14 protein-coding genes are annotated in these 17,386 nt (G+C 73.1%); 5 read left to right on the forward strand and 9 right to left on the reverse strand.

The features are described 5' to 3' along the window. Positions 1–1,284: 1,284 nt before the first annotated feature. The 5 genes from ACGFQ9_RS03720 to ACGFQ9_RS03740 all read right to left on the reverse strand — a co-directional run bounded on the left by ACGFQ9_RS03720 (position 1,285) and on the right by ACGFQ9_RS03740 (position 6,378). The gene (locus ACGFQ9_RS03720; RefSeq protein WP_393570837.1) at positions 1,285–1,884 is read right to left on the reverse strand and encodes a 3'-5' exoribonuclease domain-containing protein; all 600 of its coding nucleotides are present in this window, start codon (positions 1,882–1,884) and stop codon (positions 1,285–1,287) included. 67 nt (positions 1,885–1,951) lie between these two features. Further along, positions 1,952–3,148: a GDSL-type esterase/lipase family protein gene (locus tag ACGFQ9_RS03725; protein ID WP_393570839.1), complete on the reverse strand. Its 1,197-nt coding sequence runs from the start codon at positions 3,146–3,148 to the stop codon at positions 1,952–1,954. 195 nt (positions 3,149–3,343) lie between these two features. After that, positions 3,344–3,622, reverse strand: coding sequence for a hypothetical protein (locus tag ACGFQ9_RS03730; protein WP_393570841.1), 279 nt, complete (start codon positions 3,620–3,622; stop codon positions 3,344–3,346). 156 nt (positions 3,623–3,778) lie between these two features. Next, complete coding sequence (gene aceB, locus ACGFQ9_RS03735) at positions 3,779–5,401, reverse strand: malate synthase A (RefSeq protein ID WP_393570843.1); 1,623 nt, start codon at positions 5,399–5,401, stop codon at positions 3,779–3,781. Positions 5,402–5,730: 329 nt separating this feature from the next. Then, on the reverse strand, positions 5,731–6,378 hold the full coding sequence (locus tag ACGFQ9_RS03740) for an NTP transferase domain-containing protein (RefSeq protein ID WP_393570844.1): 648 nt from the start codon (positions 6,376–6,378) through the stop codon (positions 5,731–5,733). Between the two features lie 246 nt (positions 6,379–6,624). Here ACGFQ9_RS03740 and ACGFQ9_RS03745 point away from each other — a divergent pair, with 246 nt between their 5' ends. Then, the gene (locus tag ACGFQ9_RS03745) at positions 6,625–8,103 is read left to right on the forward strand and encodes a PLP-dependent aminotransferase family protein (protein WP_393570845.1); all 1,479 of its coding nucleotides are present in this window, start codon (positions 6,625–6,627) and stop codon (positions 8,101–8,103) included. Positions 8,104–8,675: 572 nt separating this feature from the next. On the opposite strand, the gene ACGFQ9_RS03750 is transcribed toward ACGFQ9_RS03745, so the two are convergent. Then, the gene (locus ACGFQ9_RS03750) at positions 8,676–9,338 is read right to left on the reverse strand and encodes a response regulator (protein ID WP_393570847.1); all 663 of its coding nucleotides are present in this window, start codon (positions 9,336–9,338) and stop codon (positions 8,676–8,678) included. Next, entirely contained in the window at positions 9,335–10,687 is a 1,353-nt protein-coding gene (locus ACGFQ9_RS03755; protein WP_393570849.1) for a sensor histidine kinase, read from the reverse strand. The genes ACGFQ9_RS03750 and ACGFQ9_RS03755 overlap by 4 nt, the downstream gene beginning before the upstream one ends. Positions 10,688–10,821: 134 nt before the next feature. Here ACGFQ9_RS03755 and ACGFQ9_RS03760 point away from each other — a divergent pair, with 134 nt between their 5' ends. Together ACGFQ9_RS03760 and ACGFQ9_RS03765 are read left to right on the forward strand one after the other, a co-directional pair. Continuing rightward, a complete protein-coding gene (locus tag ACGFQ9_RS03760; protein WP_393570851.1) occupies positions 10,822–11,904 on the forward strand; it encodes an ABC transporter permease in 1,083 nt (360 codons plus the stop codon). Next, positions 11,901–12,614, forward strand: coding sequence for an ABC transporter ATP-binding protein (locus tag ACGFQ9_RS03765; RefSeq protein ID WP_393570852.1), 714 nt, complete (start codon positions 11,901–11,903; stop codon positions 12,612–12,614). The genes ACGFQ9_RS03760 and ACGFQ9_RS03765 overlap by 4 nt, the downstream gene beginning before the upstream one ends. Positions 12,615–12,830: 216 nt before the next feature. Here ACGFQ9_RS03765 and ACGFQ9_RS03770 read toward each other — a convergent pair whose 3' ends face one another. Then, the gene (locus tag ACGFQ9_RS03770) at positions 12,831–13,634 is read right to left on the reverse strand and encodes an IclR family transcriptional regulator (protein ID WP_393570854.1); all 804 of its coding nucleotides are present in this window, start codon (positions 13,632–13,634) and stop codon (positions 12,831–12,833) included. Between the two features lie 313 nt (positions 13,635–13,947). Between ACGFQ9_RS03770 and allB the strand changes: the two genes are divergently transcribed. Continuing rightward, positions 13,948–15,306 carry an allantoinase AllB gene (gene allB / locus ACGFQ9_RS03775; protein ID WP_393570856.1) on the forward strand — a complete coding sequence of 453 codons (1,359 nt, stop codon included), beginning with the start codon at positions 13,948–13,950 and terminating at the stop codon, positions 15,304–15,306. A gap of 2 nt (positions 15,307–15,308) precedes the next feature. Then, complete coding sequence (alc, locus tag ACGFQ9_RS03780; protein WP_393570858.1) at positions 15,309–16,427, forward strand: allantoicase; 1,119 nt, start codon at positions 15,309–15,311, stop codon at positions 16,425–16,427. A 170-nt stretch (positions 16,428–16,597) separates the two neighbouring features. Here the strand turns inward: alc and ACGFQ9_RS03785 are convergent, their stop codons facing one another. Further along, positions 16,598–17,329, reverse strand: a complete 732-nt coding sequence (locus tag ACGFQ9_RS03785; RefSeq protein ID WP_393570860.1) for an SDR family oxidoreductase — start codon at positions 17,327–17,329, stop codon at positions 16,598–16,600. Positions 17,330–17,386 lie beyond the last annotated feature (57 nt).

Consider the following 17,386-nt stretch of genomic DNA (forward strand, 5'->3'; position numbering starts at 1 on the left):
GGCCAGCCGCCCATCCGGGCGGACGCGGAATCGAAGTCGATCAGATCTACGTCATCCAGCTCGGCCCACGCGCACCAGATCGCTACGCGCTTCTCATTTCTCGGCGGATGCGGGCCGCCGGGGCCGGACATAGACCGCCCACGATCGCTACGCGCTCCTGCCGGACGGCGGGCGCGGACTGCCGGGGGCTGGGTGGATGACGCCAACGATCGCTACGCGCTCCTGCCGGACGGCGGATGCGGTCCGCCGTGGGCGGGGCGTGGATCGCCATCAGTGCTCCGATGTCCTCCGACGTCCTCCGAAGTCCTTTGATGGGTGCGGGGATCGGCAGGATGGAAGTGAGGATCCGGGATCGCGAGGGGATGCCCTCCAGCCCCTCCCTCAAATGTGCAAACTGGGTGATTTTGGAGCGGCTGGGGAGGTGGTGGCGGTGGGAGGGTCGCCTGTCGGATTCTCAGTTCCATTGGGTCGACTTCCGGGACCGGAAGGCCCGACAGGCGGGCCGTCAGCTGTCCGATCTGGCGGATGGCATCAGCCGGTGGCCTCTTCGCCTGCCACCGGCGGCCGGGATGCCGCCTGTCCGCCCGTACTACGTGCATGCCTCCGCGCGTTGTCGTGCCGGAAGGCCCCGGCACTGGGCGACCAGCCGGTCATCATCCCGGCAGAAGCGCGCGTACCGAGCGTGGGCGGCTTCTTCCCAACCCCCGGCAGCCCGCACCCGCCGCCCGGCAGAAGCGCGTAGCGATCGATGGCGGTCTATGTCCGGCCCCTGGCGGGCTGCATCCGCTGAGAGACAGGAGCGCGTAGCGATCTGGTGCGCGTGGGCCGAGCTGGTGTGCTGGGATCTGATCGACTGTGACTCTGCGTCCGCCCGAATGGGCGGCTGGCCGAGCAGGGCCGCCGCTCGTGCCCGCCAACGTCACAGCCAGGCCGGCCTTGGGTCCCTCCATGCCATTCCCCCGGGGGCCGCCCGACAGTCCTTGTCGTTCCGGGACGGACGTCGGGGTCAAGGGTGGCCCGAAGGGCCATCGCCGGAGGCGACGCGACAACGTCGCGCCCTTGACGCCGGCGGCCGGCACGGAAAGACACTGGGACTGACGGGCAGCCCCCGGGCACCTCCCTGACGCCGTCCAGGCGAAGCCTCGGCGACCCCCACCCCACCCCGCCCGCTTCGCGGGAAGCGGCCGGGTCGGAGCGTGCTCCGCTACCCGCCCCACTACTCGCTCCGCTCGTGGTGCGGTGCCGGGAGGTGGGTGGGCAACCCCCGACCGGGCCCGGCATGGCTCAGGGGGTGAGGCGGGCCGTGGTCATGATGTTGTTGAGCAGGTCGGCCTGTTCCAGCGCGTCGTCCAGGGCGTGGTGCGTGTGCCGGCGGCGGGAGAGCAGGTCGCGGGGCATGGTGCCCTTGTTGACCGCGCGGAGCGGCAGTCCGGCCTTGGTGGCGTAGAGGGTCTTCATGTCCAGGCAGCCGGAGTGCCCGAAGGGGCTTTCGCCGGTGAAGCGGATCAGGTACCAGTAGACGAAGGTCCAGTCGTAGGCGGCCGGGTAGCCGCACATCACCGGCTGGCCGGTGCCGTCCGAGACCTGTCGGACCCAGGCCGTGAACTCCCGCATGGCGGTCTCCGGCGCAGCGCCCTCGGCGAGCAGCCGGTCACGGTCCAGGCCGCTGACGGCGAGTGCCTCCGGGACGAAGTCCTCGCTGATCGGGCGGAGTTCGCGGTAGAAGGTGTGCTGCTCCGGGTCCGCGGGGGCGTAGCCGTCCGCGTCCTGACGGCCGGCGACCGCCGCGCCGATGCTGATCATCGAGTAGGGGCCGGGAATGGGGCCGTCGGCCTCGATGTCGACGGAGATGTAGAGGCTTGGTTTGATCCTGCGGGCTGCCATGCCGGTGAGCATGGCAGCCCGCGGGGCGGTACCCCCAGCGAATTTCGCCGCCGGCACGGCGGCGGGGCTACGGCGCCGGGGTCAGGTACATCCCGGTGTGGTCCTGGCTCGCGGTGTTCCTGCAGGACGAGGCGGACCCGGCCGGCTGTCCCACGGCCAGGGCCAGGCAGCGGCCCAGGGCCAGCTGGCCGTAGTGGTTGGGGTGCATGGACTCCTGGACCGGACCCTGCGTCTCGTTGTTGTCGATCCAGCGCGCCCATTCGCTGGTGCCGGCGGAGGCCGGCACGGTGGAGCTCACCTGCTTGCTCGACTTGGCGCACACCTCGCGGCCCTGGAGCATGTCCCGCAGGTCCAGGAACTGCACCCCCTTGGCCGTCGCGACCGTCTTGAGCCGGTTCGCCATCTGCGGCACCAGGGAGTCCCGCGCCCAGTCGGAGTCCCGGTTCCAGAAGGGGCAGCCGCCGGTGTTGTAACGGCTCCAGTCGCTCTGCGGGTACCGGTTCTCCGCACCGCGCGGGATCGGGGACGGGTAGGACTGCAGCACGATCCGGTAGGCGGAATCGGCGTACCCGGCGGCCCGCATCACGGCCCGGATCTCGTCCACCGACTTGCCGACCTTGGTCATCACCCCGTCGATCTTCTGGTCCACCGCGTACTGCTGGTCGTCGTGGCAGTAGGAGTTCCACAGCACGAAGTCGTAGGCGCAGTTCTCGATGATGTCCGCGAAGCCGAGGTCGTTGCCGCCGACGGAGAGCGTGATCACGCGGACGTCGTGGGTCGCGGCCACCGCGGCCAGCTGGTCGGCCTGCGGGGCCTCGCCCTTGAAGGACAGCCCGCCGCTGACGGACCGGAACACGTTGTCCGTGACGGCACCGGAGCAGGCCAGGTTCACGGCCACCTCGGCGATCGGTCCGGCGCTGCGCACCTCGGAGGAGTCCGAGCGGTGGCAGCCGTTCGCGGCCGTGGTCCCGTATACCTTCGACGGGTCGTACGACGATCCGCTGAGCCAGGCGCGGTCGGTGCCGTTCCGGTTGCCGGAGTTGGTGAGGCTGTTGCCCTTCCAGCGGCCGGCCTCGCCGGATATGTAGCTGTCGCCCATGGAAACGACGGCGGTGGGACCCTGCCCGGGGCCGGCCGCAGCCGTCCCGGCGCCCGCGGTCAGCACACCCGTGAGAGCCAGCGGGAGGGTCAGCATGGCGCCGGCCAGTCGTCGTCCCCGACGGGCTGTCGGCCGGCCCTTGTTCGCATTGCGGAATCCGGTCACTGCGGAACTCCTGCGTTCGGCCACGCCGAAGACAGGAACAACTCCGCTGCGTGGCTTGGTGAGTGGGGGTACCGCCGGCCGGTGGCTGGCCAGAATGTGGCACGCGCCGAGTTGTTACCGCTAGGTAGCGTCAGGTTACGAGTGAGTAACGACCGACCGGTCGTTCGGCGCGGGGTCCGGCGTAGCCGTGGGCACTCAGTTCAGGACGTCGCCGAGCCGCTCTTCGACCTCGGTCAGGACGAGGTCCTCCAGGGCGTCCCGCCACCGGGCGAACGCCTCCGCGGCGTCCCGCCAGGCCGGGGCGGTTCGTCTGCGCAGGCGGTCGGCGACCCGGCCCGCGAGGTGGCCGATCAGCGCGACCGTCAGGGGCAGGAAGAAGGCGATGGCCAGGACGAGGGCCGGCGGCGGATGCCTCGGCGAGCAGGGCGGACCGCCCGGCCATGAGGTCCGCGCGCTGCGGGAGCACGGGCGCACATCCTGCCGTGCCGTGTGCGCCCCTCGCGCCCCTGCCCTTGGAGGCGTCCCGCCCCACAGCGGCCGGTGTGCGGGAAACGCCGCCGCCCCCGGTGCCGTGGGCACCGGGGGCGGCGGCTGTCGACTTCGACCGCTGTGCGAGTCAGCCGAAGAGGATCAGTTGGCGACCAGTCGCTCGTACGCCGGGAGGGTCAGGAAGTCCGCGTAGTCCGCGTCCAGGGAGACCTGGAGGAGGAGGTCGTGGGCCTGCTGCCACTTGCCGGCCGCGAAGGCCTCATCGCCGACCTCGGCGCGGATGGCGGCCAGTTCCTCGGCCGCGACCTTGCGGGTGAGGTCCGCGGTGGCCGTCTCGCCGTTCTCGAAGACGACGCCCGCGTTGATCCACTGCCAGATCTGGGAGCGGGAGATCTCGGCGGTGGCCGCGTCCTCCATCAGGTTGAAGATGGCCACGGCCCCCAGGCCGCGCAGCCACGCCTCGATGTAGCGGATGCCGACCTGGACGGCGTTGCGCAGGCCGTCGTAGGTGGGCTTGGCGTCCAGCGAGTCGATCGCGATCAGTTCGCCCGGGGCCACCGAGACGTCCTCGCGGAGCCGGTCCTTCTGGTTCGGCTTCTCGCCGAGGACCGCGTCGAAGGAGGCCATCGCGATCGGCACCAGGTCCGGGTGGGCGACCCAGGAGCCGTCGAAGCCGTCGCCCGCCTCGCGGTCCTTGTCGGCCTTGACCTTCTCGAAGGCGACCTTGTTGACCTCGGGGTCCTTGCGGGACGGGATGAAGGCCGCCATGCCGCCGATGGCGTGGGCGCCGCGCTTGTGGCAGGTGCGGACCAGGAGTTCGGTGTACGCCCGCATGAACGGGGCGGTCATCGTCACCGCGTTGCGGTCCGGCAGGACGAACTTCTCGCCGCCGTCACGGAAGTTCTTGACGATGGAGAAGAGGTAGTCCCAGCGGCCCGCGTTCAGGCCGGCGGCGTGGTCGCGCAGCTCGAAGAGGATCTCCTCCATCTCGTACGCGGCCGTGATGGTCTCGATCAGGACCGTCGCGCGGACGGTGCCCTGCGGGATGCCGACGTAGTCCTGGGCGAAGACGAAGATGTCGTTCCAGAGGCGGGCCTCCAGGTACGACTCGGTCTTCGGCAGGTAGAAGTACGGGCCCTTGCCGAGGTCGATCAGGCGCTGCGCGTTGTGGAAGAAGTAGAGGCCGAAGTCCACCAGCGAGCCGGAGGCCGGGGCGCCCTCGAACTGGATGTGGCGCTCCTCCAGGTGCCAGCCGCGGGGCCGCATCACGACGGTCGCGAGCTCCTGGGCGGGCTTCAGGGCGTAGGACTTGCCCGTGCGCGCGTCGGTGAAGTCGATCCGCCGCTCGTAGGCGTCGATCAGGTTGACCTGGCCGAGGACCACGTTCTCCCAGGTGGGGGCGGAGGCGTCCTCGAAGTCGGCGAGCCAGACCTTCGCGCCCGAGTTCAGGGCGTTGATGGTCATCTTGCGGTCGGTCGGGCCGGTGATCTCCACACGGCGGTCGTTCAGCGCGGCCGGGGCCGGCGCGACCTTCCAGTCACCCTCGCGGATCTGTGCGGTCTCCGGGAGGAAGTCGAGCGTGGAGGTGCGGGCGATCTCGGCGCGGCGCTCGGCGCGCCGGGCGAGCAGTTCGGCCCGTCGGGGGGCGAACCGCCGGTGGAGCTCGGCCACGAAGGCCAGCGCCGCTTCCGTGAGGACTTCGTCCTGTCGGGGCAGGGGTTCGGCATCGACGATGGCCAGCGATGACGGCGCTGGTGCGGACATATCTGTCACTCCTTGCAGCGGCGGTGCCTGGCGGCCGCGGGGAATGCTCGCGCGCGGGACGGCACGGAGTGCCGTCGAGTGTGGAGAGTTCCAAAAACGGTCGCGGGCGCCGTCTGTTTGGTTCAGGGCGCTTCTGACCAGTGGATAGTAATTTCCTCATGGTGGAAGTTCAATGGTTTGTTGATGTCGAGATTCTCTGAGTCGACAGAAATGTGGGCGCTCATGGCGCTCAGTGCCACACCGATCACACCCTGCACCCCCGGACCTGCGGTGGAGTCGTTCCGAGGCCGTCCGGCGGTGCGCGGCCGCACCGCCGGACGTGCTGCGGCTCACACCTCGTCGAGGCGTGCCAGGTCCGCCGGCACGTCGATGTCGTAGGGCTCCGCCACATCCGCGCACTCCACCAGAGTGAGCTCCGCGGCGTGCGCTGTCAGGTGGACACGCGCACCTTTGTCCCCGGTCGCCGTGGCCACGATGTCCGGCCAGCGGTCCGCGCCGAACAGCACAGGGTGCCCGCGCTCGCCGTCGTACGCCGCCGCGACCAGGCTCGCGGGGGTGCGGTACCCGGCCCGCACCCGGGCCACCGCGGCCGGCCCGATGCCCGGCTGGTCCACCAGCGAGACCAGCGCCGCCGAGGCGCCCGTACCGGCCAGCGAGGCGAGGCCGACCCGGAGCGAGGACCCCATGCCCTCCGCCCAGTCCGGATTGTCCAGCACCACGCAGCCGGAGAGGTCGGCCCGTTCGCGCACCTCGGCGGCCGAGGCGCCGAGGACCACGTGGACCGGGCCGCAGCCCGCCTCGCGCAGCACCCGGACGGCGTTCTCGACGAGCGGCCGGCCGCGGTAGGGGAGCAGCGCCTTGGGGCGGCCGCCGAGCCGGCGACCGCCCCCGGCGGCGAGCAGCAGCCCCGCGATCAGAGGGCCGCCGGATGCGCCCCGGCCGGCTGGGGTGGCTGAGGTGAGTGGTTCGGCTGACATGTCAGCGATTCTCGCCCGTCCCGCCCATGTCGTGGCCGCCGCCGGAACAGGCCCCGTACGGCGGCCAGCGCGGCCCCGATCCGGACCGGCTCGGCGATCCGGTTCTCCGCGGCGAGCAGAAGAGCGCGTTCGTCGCGATCCGTGAGGATGTCGTACATACCTGAAACTCCTTGCCGATCGGGGGCCAATACAGCGAGTCTGGACCCCGATTGGCCTGGCAGGCAGAGCCAATCGGGGGAGGTTGGCATGGCAAACGGGCGAGTGGTCCAGACGGCGGACAGAACCATCGGCAGCCGGCAACTGGCCGCGATGCTGCCCGCGGAGGTCCGGGCCCGCCCCGGCTACCGCACCCTCGCGGACGCCGTCCGCACCCTGCTCCTCGACGGCCGCGTCGCCCTGCACGTGCGGCTGCCCGCGGAACGCGAGCTCGCCGAGGCGCTCGGCGCCAGCCGTGCCACCGTCACCGGCGCCTACGACCTGCTGCGGGAGAGCGGCTACGCCCGCAGCCGGCGCGGCTCCGGCACCTGGACCGAACTCCCCGAAGGGCACCGGCCCGTCGGCGCCCACATGCTGCTCGGCACCGGCGGCGACCACGAAGAGGGCATCGACCTGGCCATCGCCGCCATGGGCGCCCCCGGAGGCAGCCTGACGGAGGCCCTGACCTGGGCCGCGCCCCGGCTGCCCGCGGCCGCCGCACTGCCCGGCTACCACCCGTTCGGACTGCCCGACCTGCGCGCGGCCGTCGCCGACCGGTTCACCGCGCGGGGCCTGCCGACCCGCCCCGACCAGATCCTGGTCACCGCGGGCGCCCAGCAGGCCCTCGCCCTGGTCATCTCGCTGCTCTGCCGGGCCGGCGACCGGGTGGTCACCGAGAACCCGACCTACGCCAACGCCCTGGACGCCGTACGGCTCGCCCGGCTGCGCACCGCCTCCATCGCGGTCTCGGACACCGGCTGGGACATGGAGGTCGCCGAGTCCACGCTCCGCCAGACAGCGCCCCGGCTCACGTACGTCATCCCCGACTTCCAGAACCCCACCGGCGCGCTGATGCCCGGGGAGCAGCGGCTGCGGCTGCTCGCCGCGACCCGCAGGGCCGGCAGCCTGCTGGTGGTCGACGAGACCATCGCCGAGATCGCCCTGGACGTGCCGGCGCCGCCCCCGCTGGCCTCGCTCGCCCCGCGCGGCGGCGCCGACCACGTGATCACCATCGGCTCGCTGAGCAAGACCCACTGGGGCGGGCTGCGGGTCGGCTGGGTCCGCGCCACCGCGAAGCTGATCGCCGAGCTGACCTCGGTCCGGGTGGCCGCGGACATGACCGGCTCGGTGCTGGACCAGCTGGTCGCGATCCCGCTGCTGGAAGGCCTGGAAGCCGGTATGCCGGCCCGCCTGGACCTGCTCCGCGGACAGCGGGCGGCGCTGGTCGAGGCGCTGGCGCGGCACACCCCGGAATGGTCCTGGACCCTGCCCCCGGGCGGTCTCTCGCTCTGGGTGGACCTCGGTGAGCCGGTCAGCTCGGCCCTGGCCGAACGGGCGGCAGCCGCCGGGGTCCACATCGGCCGGGGTGCCCGCTTCGGGGTGGACCCGGGCACCTTCGAGCACCGCCTGCGCATCCCGTACACCCTGCCGGCCGGGCAGCTGGACGAGGCGGTCCGGCGCCTCGCGGCGGCCTTCCACGACGGGGTGCCGCTCCCGCCGTCGGTGGACCGTCCGTACTGGGTGGCCTGACCGGCCTCAGCGGCGCGCGGCCGTTTCCCGCGGCCGTGTGGTGCCGGCCGTTGCTCTGGCCGGGGCGGCCGTACCGCACCGCCGTGGTGGGCGGGCGGCCGCGCAGCCACCGCCGTGTGGGCAGGCGTGCCGCAGGGCGGCACGGGTGGGCACACGGCACACCGGCCCGCGCCGGTTCGCGCAGCGTGTGCCTGCGCCCCGACCCCGCAGACGGGTCGGACCCCGTCCGGGCGGAGCTCCGCTCCCGGCGGTGCCGGGTCCGGCGGAGCCCCGCCCAGGCCTGGGGGCAGCGGCTGCGGCCGGGGCCGGCCATGGCTTCGGTGGGGCGGGAGCGTTGCCTGCGGGGCGGCGTTCCGGTGTGCCCACCCGTTCCGCCCTGCGGAACGCCTGCCCACACCTTTCGCGGAGCCGCCTGCCCACACCTCGGCGGAGGCGCCGCCCACACCTCGGCGGGGGCGCCGCCCACACCTCGGCGGAGGCGCCGCCCACACCTCGGCGGGGGCGCCGCCCACGCCTTTGGCGGAGCCGCGCCCACACCGGCGGGGGAGGCGGCGCGCAGGCCTCGGCGGGGCCTACGGGGTGCGGATCAGGCGGCGGGCTCCGGCTGCGGCGACCGCTGCCGTGCGGGAGTCCACGCCCAGCTTCGCGTAGATGTGCACCAGGTGGGACTTGACCGTGGCCTGGCTCAGGAAGAGCCGCTTCGAGATCTGCTGGTTCGACAGCCCGTCCGCGACCAGCTGGAGCACCTCCAGCTCCCGCTTGGTCAGGGCCTCCGCCGGCGTCCGCATCCGGTCCATCAGCCGCAGCGCCACCGCCGGGGCCAGCGCCGACTGCCCGGCGGCGGCGGTCCGAACGGCCGCCGCCAGCTCCTCCGGCGGGGCGTCCTTGAGCAGATAGCCCGAGGCGCCCGCCTCCACCGCCGCCAGGATGTCCGCGTCCGTGTCGTACGTGGTCAGGACGAGGACCCGGGGGGCGCCCAGCCGGGCGGTGATCGCCGCGGTCGCCTCCGAGCCGTGCATGCCCGCGCCGAACTGCAGGTCCATCAGCACCACGTCCACGGCCGCCTCCGCCGACGCGGCCAGTTCCACCGCACGCTCGGCGGTCGCGGCCTCGGCCACCACGGCGAAGCCGGGCTCGGTGTCCAGTACGGCGCGCAGCCCGGCCCGTACCACCGGGTGGTCGTCGGCGAGCAGCAGCCGGATCGGGCGGTCGGGCTGGTCGGGCCGGTCGGTCATCGGGATGCCTCCACTGGCAGCGGCAGGGTGACGGCCACGGCGGTGCCCTGGCCGGGGGCGGACTCCACGGTGAAGGTGCCGCCCAGCGACTCGGCCCGGGACCGCATGGCCGGCAGCCCGAAACCGCCCCCGTCGGAGGCCGCCGCCGAGCCGGGGTCGAAGCCCCGGCCGTCGTCGACGACGTCCAGGGCCACGGAGGAGTCCATGAAGGTCAGGGTGATCTCGGCGCGTCCCGCCCCCGCGTGCCGCACCACGTTGGCCAGCGCCGACTGGGCGATCCGCAGCATGGCCACCTCGTACGGCGTGGGCAGCGGCACCGGGCCGCCGCTCACCGAGAACCGGGCCCGGAGCCCCGGCGCGGCCGAGCACAGGCGCTCCAGCGCGGCCGCCAGCGAACCGTGCGCGAGGTCGGGCGGGGTGAGTGCGCGGACGAACCGCCGGGCCTCGGCGAGGTTCTCCTGGGCGGCTTCGCGGGCCCGCGCGATGTGCGCCAGCGCCGCGGCGGGCCCGGCCGCGTGCTCGGCCGGGGCAGTCGACGTAGCAGGCGCGGTCGCGGTAGCCGGCGCCGTCGACGCAGCCGGGGCAGCCGACGTCGCCGACGCGTCCACCACGGCCGGTGCCGTCGACGCGGCCGGGTCGGCGGTGCCCTCGGAGAGCGACCGTTCGGCCGCCCGCAGCAGCAGCTGGATGGACGACAGGCCCTGGGCGAGGGTGTCGTGGATCTCCCGGGCCAGCCGTTCCCGCTCCGCCATGATCCCGGCCCCGCGTTCCGCCGCGGCCAGCTCGGCCCGGGTGGCGATGAGCTCGTCGATCAGCTCGCGCCGCCGCTCGCTCTCCCGGTACAGCGCCTGGTAGCCGAGGACCGTGGCGATCGCCACCGCCCCGCCCAGCAGCGGCCCCAGGAAGGCGCCCGGCGTGACCGCGCCCGCCGTACTGTGCGCGAGGAAGCCGCCGATGGCCGCGGCGGCCGTTGCCCCGACCGCGGCCACGCCCCAGCGCAGCGGCAGCAGGTGCAGCTGGAGGAAGTACAGCGGGAAGGCGATCCACAGCCCGTCGGGGGAGACCGCCAGCAGGGCGAGCCAGGCCGCGCCGAGAGCGGCCAGCCAGAGCGCGGCGGCGCGCGGGGAGCGGCGTACGGCAGGGGTCCGTACGCCGGCCGCGTAGACGGCGGCCAGCAGCACGGCCGCGGTGACCGCCCAGCCGGCCCAGGGGGACCGGTCGGCCAGGGCCCTCGCGCAGGCCAGCGCGAGCAGTCCGGACAGCAGCGCGTGCAGGCACAGGCGCAGCACCCGGGAGACCGGGGTCAGCGCACGAGCCGGGGGAGGGAGGGCGGGCGAAAGCACAGACATGACCCGAACAGCCTAGAACGACCCCCGGCGGCCCCGGTCAACCAAAAGTTTGATGTCCGCACGGTCCCTTCGATACGAGGATCGCTCCCGTGGCGCGATGCCTCGCCGCCACACCCGCGAGCAGGGTGGGGATCATGTTCGTCGCATGGAGAGACCTACGCTTCGCCAAGGGCCGCTTCGCCCTCATGGGCGCCGTCGTCGTCCTGATCACACTGCTCGTGGGCCTGCTGTCGGGACTGACCGCCGGCCTCGCCCGGGAGAACGTCTCGGCCGTCACCGGCCTGCCCGCCACGCACCTGGCCTTCGCCGTGCCCGCCGGGGACCGGCAGGTGTCGTTCACCGACTCGCGGGTGCCGGAGAAGGCCTGGCTGGAATGGCGGAAGCGCCCCGGCGTGCGGTCCGCCGACCCCCTCGGCATCCGCACCACCAACGCGGTCTCCGGTGAACGCACCGCCGCCGTGTCCGTCTTCGGCGTCGAGCCGGACGCCGGTCTCGCCCCCGACCGCCTCGCCCGGGGCGAGGTGATCCTCTCCGAGAAGGCCGCGAAGGAGCTCGGCGGCCTGCGGGCCGGCGGAACGATCGGGATCGGCTCGCTGGAGCTGACCGTCCGGGCTGTCTCCGGCACCGCCGCCTACAGCCACACCCCGGTGGTGTGGGCGGACCTCGGCGACTGGCAGCGCATCGCCAACCCCGGCACCTCCGCCGACACCCTGGCGACGGTGATCGCCCTCGACGCGGAGCCCGGGACGGACCTGGCCGCGGGCGACGAGGCCGCCGCCACCCGCACCGAGACCGTCGACGGGGCGCTCGGCGCCATCGGCTCCTACCAGGCGGAGAACGGTTCGCTGCAGCTGATGCGCGGCTTCCTCTTCGCCATCTCCGCCCTGGTCACCGGGGCCTTCTTCACCGTGTGGACCATCCAGCGCAGCGGCGACGTCGCCGTGCTGAAGGCGCTCGGAGCGTCCACCCCGTACCTGCTGCGGGACGCCCTCGGCCAGGCCCTGATCATGCTGGTCGCCGGCACCGGCCTCGGTTCCGCGCTGGCCGCCGGCGTCGGGGCGCTGATCAGCGGCGGGGACGTGCCCTTCGTGCTCGACGCCCCCACCGTGCTGGCCCCCGCCGCCGTGATGACCGTTCTCGGCGCGGCCGGAGCGGCCCTGTCCATCCGCCGGATCACCGCCGTCGATCCCCTGACCGCCCTCGGGAGCGCCCGATGACCCTGCTCGTCGACGACGTCACGCTCACCTATCCGGACGGCGACGGCCGGCTCATCGCCCTGGACCGGGTCCGCCTCGACGTGCCGGCCGGGACCATGACCGCGGTCGTCGGACCCTCCGGCTCGGGCAAGTCCAGCCTGCTGGCGGTCGCCGCGACGCTGGTCACCCCCGACTCCGGCCGGGTGGTGGTGGCGGGCCGGGACACCACGGGGCTGTCCGCCGCCGAGAAGTCCGCCCTGCGCCGGGGCCGGATCGGGATCGTCTTCCAGCACCCGAACCTGCTGGCCTCGCTGACCGCGGTCGAGCAGCTCCAGGTGATGGCCCACCTGACCGGACGGCGGCCCTCCCGGCAGCTGCGCCGCCGCGCGCTGGAGCTGCTGGCGGCGGTCGGCCTCGCGGACAAGGCGGACCGGCGCCCGCACCAGTTGTCCGGCGGGCAGCGGCAGCGGGTCAACATCGCCCGCGCCCTGATGAACGAACCGTCGGTGCTGCTGGTCGACGAGCCGACCAGCGCGCTGGACCACGAGCGCGGCGCGGCGGTGCTGGACCTGCTGGCCACCCTGACCCGGGAGCGCTCCACCGCGACCGTGCTGGTCACCCACGACCGGTCGCACCTGGCCGCCGTCGACCACACGGTGACGATGACCGACGGCCGGCTGTCCGAGGGCAGCCGGCCCGCCGACCCGGCCGCCGCTCCGGCGCCCGCCTAGCGGGAGCCGGAGCCGGGCGGTGCAGGGACCACAGGGGGGTTCCGGCCCGGCCCGGCCGGATGACACGGGGCCCGGCTGCTCGGGGAGGGGCGGCCGGGCCCCGGACGCGCCGAAGGCCCCGTACGGCCCCCACAGGGGCTCGTACGGGGCCTTCGGTGCCGTGTGTACGCGGGTCGTACGCGGGTCGTACGCGGGCGTGTGCGTGAGCTCCGGGAGCTACGCCGGGTTCTGGTTGGCGAGGGCCACCGACAGCTCGGCCGCGATGCCCTGCAGGATCGGCACGAAGGACTCCGCCACCGCCTCGGTGACCCGGCCCGCCGGGCCCGAGATGGAGATCGCGGCGGCGGTCGGCGAGTTCGGCACCGAGACGGCCAGGCAGCGGACGCCTATCTCCTGCTCGTTGTCGTCCACCGCGTAGCCGGCCTTGCGGACCTGCTCCAGCGCGTCGAGGAAGCCCTCGGGGGTGGTGATGGTCTTCTCGGTCGCGGCGGGCATGCCGGTACGGGCGAGCAGCGCGCGGACCTCGTCGGCGGGGGTGTGCGCCAGCAGCGCCTTGCCCACACCGGTGGAGTGCGGCAGCACCCGGCGGCCGACCTCGGTGAACATGCGCATGGAGTGCTTGGAGGGCACCTGCGCGACGTACACGATCTCGTCGCCGTCGAGCAGTGCCATGTTCGCCGTCTCGCCGGTCTCCTCGACCAGCCTGGCCAGGTACGGGCGCGCCCAGGTGCCGAGCAGCCGGGACGCGGACTCGCCGAGCCGGATCAGACGCGGCCCGAGGGAGTACCTCCGGTTGGGCTGCTGGCGTACGTAGCCGCACGCGACCAGGGTGCGCATGAGACGGTGGATGGTGGGCAGGGGCAGGCCACTGGCGGCGGAGAGCTCGCTCAGACCGACCTCGCCCCCGGCGTCGGCCATCCGTTCGAGCAGATCGAAGGCGCGCTCGAGGGACTGGACGCCACCGGTTGCGGCGGTCGTCTTGGCGGAAGCGTCGGTGGTGCTGGCGCTGGACGTCGGCACGGCGCGGTCCTTTCGGTGCTGGCAGGCAAGGAAGCAGCCTACCCGGCGGTGGCCGTCGGCCACAGTCCCGGGGAGATCGCGTCTTTGCCGGTCAGAGGGGGTTTGTCCGGGTGGCGGACATCCTCGGGCCGGTGCCTGCCGTGCTGCCGGTGGTGGTAGCTACGTTCTGTAGAGCGAAATCTTAATTCCATTCTGTGGAAACCTCCAAGAGGGACTCGGGCGTGTGGGGTGTCCCTCCGGGCGGTCTTGACTGGTCACGAATCGGGGTGAAGACTCCGTCAACAGAACGTTGAATTTCGCTCTGTGGAAGTAGATGGGGAGGTTCCGGGTGTCCGACGTGGCTGTGGAACTGGTACTGCGCTCGACGCGCGTCATCACCCCGGAAGGGACGCGCGCCGCTTCGGTGGCCGTCGCCGCCGGGAAGATCGCGGCCGTGCTGCCGCATGATGCCGAGGTGCCCGCCGGTGCCCGCCTCGTGGACCTCGGCGAGGACGTCCTGCTGCCCGGCCTGGTCGACACCCACGTCCACGTGAACGACCCGGGCCGCACCGAGTGGGAAGGCTTCTGGACGGCCACCCGCGCCGCCGCGGCCGGAGGCATCACCACGATCCTCGACATGCCGCTCAACTCGCTGCCGCCCACCACCACGACCGCCAACCTGGTCGTGAAGCAGGACGTGGCCCGCGCGAAGGCCCACGTCGACGTCGGCTTCTGGGGCGGTGCCCTGCCGGACAACGTCAAGGACCTGCGCCCGCTGCACGACGCCGGCGTCTTCGGCTTCAAGTGCTTCCTGTCGCCCTCCGGCGTGGACGAGTTCCCCGAGCTCGACCAGGAGCAGCTGGCCGCGTCCCTCGCCGAGGTCGCCGGCTTCGGCGGCCTGATGATCGTCCACGCCGAGGACCCGCACCACCTCGACTCTGCGCCCGTCGTGCCCGGCCCGAAGTACGCCGACTTCCTGGCCTCCCGCCCGCGCGACGCCGAGAACACCGCGATCGAGAACCTGATCGCCCAGGCCAAGCGGCTCGGCGCCCGGGTGCACGTGCTGCACCTGTCCTCCAGCGACGCGCTGCCGCTGATCGCCGCCGCCAGGGCCGAGGGCGTCCAGATCACCGTCGAGTCCTGCCCGCACTACCTCACCCTGACGGCCGAGGAAGTGCCCGACGGCGCCAGCGAGTTCAAGTGCTGCCCGCCCATCCGCGAGGCGTCCAACCAGGACCTCCTGTGGGGCGCGCTCGCCGACGGCACGATCGACTGCATCGTCTCCGACCACTCGCCCTCCACCGCGGACCTGAAGACCGACGACTTCTCCACCGCGTGGGGCGGCATCTCCTCCCTGCAGCTGGGCCTCCCGGCGATCTGGACCTCGGCGCGCGAGCGCGGGCACTCCCTCGAGGACGTCGTCCGCTGGATGTCCGCCGCGCCGGCCAGGCTCGCGGGCCTGTCCCAGAAGGGCGCCATCGAGGTCGGCCGCGACGCCGACTTCGCGGTCCTGGCCCCTGAAGAAACGTTCACTGTGGACCCGGCCGAGCTCCACCACCGCAACCAGGTCACGGCGTACGCGGGCAGGACCCTGCACGGCGTCGTGAAGTCCACCTGGCTGCGTGGGCGGCAGATCGCCGACCACGGCACCCCGTCCGAGCCCACCGGCCTCCTCCTCGAAAGGCAGAACTGAAAGTGGCGATCCCTTCCTTCACCGGCAACGCGAACCCGTACGGAGGCGGCGACCCGTACGCCGACTACCGCTCGGCCGAGTTCCCGTTCACCCAGTACGCCAACCTCGCCGCGCGTGAGCTCGGCGCCGGTGTCATCGCCGCCAACGACGAGTTCTTCGCCCAGCGCGAGAACCTGCTGATCTCCGAGGCCGCGCACTTCGACCCCGAGGACTTCGGGCACAAGGGCAAGGTCATGGACGGCTGGGAGACCCGCCGCCGCCGCGGCGTCTCCGCCGAGAACCCCTGGCCGGCCGCCGAGGACCACGACTGGGCGCTGGTGCGCCTGGGCGCCCCCGGCCTGATCCGCGGCATCGTCGTGGACACCGCCCACTTCCGCGGCAACATGCCGCAGTCCGTCTCCATCGAGGCCACCAACTGGGAGGGCGCCCTCGCGCCGACCCCGGAGGAGCTCCAGGGCGACGACGTGAAGTGGACGACCATCGTCGCGCGCACCCCGGTCGGCGGCCACGCGGCCAACGGCTTCGAGGTCACCGTCGAGCAGCGCTTCACGCACCTGCGCGTCAACCAGCACCCGGACGGCGGCATCGCCCGTCTCCGCGTCTACGGCGAGGTCCTCCCGGACCCGAAGTGGCTCGAGGCCCTCGGCTCCTTCGACGTGGTCGCGCTGGAGAACGGCGGCGCCGTCCAGGACGCGTCGAACCGCTTCTACTCCCCGCCGACCAACACCATCAACCCGGGCCGCTCCCGGAAGATGGACGACGGCTGGGAGACCGCCCGCCGCCGTGACAACGGCAACGACTGGATCCGCTACCAGCTGGTCGCCGAGTCCGAGATCCGCGCGATCGAGATCGACACCGCCTACCTCAAGGGCAACTCGGCCGGCTGGGCCTCCCTGTCGGTCAAGACCGGCGAGGAGGGCGAGTGGCAGGAGTTCCTGCCCCGGACCCGCCTGCAGCCCGACACCAACCACCGCTTCGTGCTGGACGCCCCGGCGGTCGGCACCCACGTCCGGATCGACATCTACCCGGACGGCGGCTTCTCCCGCCTGCGCCTGTACGGCTCGCTGACGGAGAACGGCGCGGCCGCGCTGACCGCCCGCAACCAGGAGCTGGGCGGCTGACGCTGCCGTGACGACGTCCCCGGGGGCCGACACCCCCGGGGCGTACTGGGGTCCCCGACCGGCCCCGGACAGCCCGTGGGGCGCACCCGAGCATTCCGCTCCGGTGCGCCCCGTCGGCATTTTCCGGCCGTACGGCAGCATCCCCGGCCGGACGGAGTGGGCGTCCGGAGTCAGGCGGCGTGGCCGCCGTCCACCGAGAACTCGGCGCCGGTCACGTACGCCGCCTCCGCGCTCGCCAGGTAGGCGACCATCGAGGCGATCTCCTCGGGCCGGCCGAACCGGCCCACCGCCGTCATGTCCGCCTGGCCCTTGGCGAACGGCCCGTCAGCCGGGTTCATGTCGGTGTCCACCGGCCCCGGGTGCACCAGGTTCGCGGTGATCCCGCGCTCACCGAGCTCGCGGGCCAGCGCCTTGGTCATGCCGGACAGCGCCGACTTGCTCATCGCGTACAGGGTTCCGCCCGGGCCGGGCACCCGCTGCGTCATACAGCTGCCGATGGTGACGATCCGTCCGCCCTGTCCCATCCGCGCCGACGCGGCCCGTGCGGCCAGGAACGCGCCGCGGACGTTGACGGAGAGCACCCGGTCGATGTCCGCGAGGGTGAGGCCGCCGATCGGGCCGAGCACCCCGATCCCCGCGTTGTTGACCAGCACGTCGAGCCCGCCCAGGGTGTCGGCGGCCCATTCCACGGAGCCGGCCGCCTCGGAGGCGTCGCCGGCGTCGGCGCGTACGGCGTGGGCCCGGCGGCCGAGCGCTTCGATCCGCCGGACCACCCCGCCCGCGGCCTCCTCGTTCCCGGCGTAGGTGATCGCCACGTCCATGCCCTCCCGGGCCAGTCGCAGCGCGATCGCCGCGCCGATGCCCCGGCTGCCGCCCGTGACCACCGCGGTCCTGCTGTCCATGAACTTCTCCTCGCCGATTGGTTGTTCGTTCAACGAGTTCTATGGAACCGGGGCGTG

Origin of the sequence: Streptomyces sp. NPDC048603 (genome assembly GCF_043199475.1) — a bacterium.
GTDB lineage: Bacteria > Actinomycetota > Actinomycetes > Streptomycetales > Streptomycetaceae > Streptomyces.